2 protein-coding genes are annotated in these 738 nt (G+C 54.5%); both read right to left on the bottom strand.

The features are described 5' to 3' along the window. Positions 1–38 precede the first annotated feature (38 nt). A complete protein-coding gene (locus ACS8Y6_RS18375; RefSeq protein ID WP_440851663.1) occupies positions 39–299 on the bottom strand; it encodes a HigA family addiction module antitoxin in 261 nt (86 codons plus the stop codon). Positions 300–308: 9 nt separating this feature from the next. After that, complete coding sequence (locus ACS8Y6_RS18370; protein WP_440851664.1) at positions 309–590, bottom strand: type II toxin-antitoxin system RelE/ParE family toxin; 282 nt, start codon at positions 588–590, stop codon at positions 309–311. Between the last annotated feature and the right edge of the window lie 148 nt (positions 591–738).

Raw genomic sequence — 738 nt, 5'->3', positions numbered from 1 at the left:
AATAATATGGGACAGACCACGATTAATCGTCAACGAGATCATGCCGCATGATGCCGATGCACTTCCTCCAGATCGTAATCAGCCTGCAACCCCATCCAGAATTTCTCACTTGTACCGAAATACCTCGCCAGCCTCACGGCAGTATCGGCACTGACCGCCCGTTTTCCCAGCACTATCTCGTTGATACGGCGGGGCGGTACGCCGATCGCATTGGCCAGCCGTGTCTGGCTTAGCTGCATCGGCTTGAGAAATTCTTCCAGCAGGACTTCGCCGGGATGGATGTTCGCTAATTCGGTCATGACAACACCTCAGTGGTAATCGACGATTTCCACGTCATCAATCTGTCCGTCGTTCCAGATAAAGCAAAGCCGCCATTGCTGATTGATTCGGATACTGTGTTGGCCGGAGCGTTTGCCTTTGAGTGCTTCGAGCCGGTTCGCCGGCGGCACACGCAGATCATCCAGCGTCGCCGCGTTATCCAGCATACGAAGTTTGCGCCGAGCCACGTTCTGGATATCGGCCGGTAACTTCCTTGAAGCCCGCCCGCGCCAGATACGCTCTGCCTCTCGATCTCGGAAACTGCGGATCATGGCTAAACATAACGCGCCACGTTATGTAACGCAACGCGTTATGGTGCCTTCTGCCGACAAAAAAGGCCGGCAAAAGCCGGCCTTGAGTCTTGCCCGAAAAGCAGCGCCGCTACTTTTTCTTCTTCGGAATATACAGATCCGTCAGCGT

The organism is Salinisphaera sp. RV14 (assembly GCF_052044135.1).
Lineage (GTDB): Bacteria > Pseudomonadota > Gammaproteobacteria > Nevskiales > Salinisphaeraceae > Salinisphaera.
Note: the sequence above shows the minus strand (reverse complement) of the source record. Positions and strands in the feature narration are given on the sequence as shown.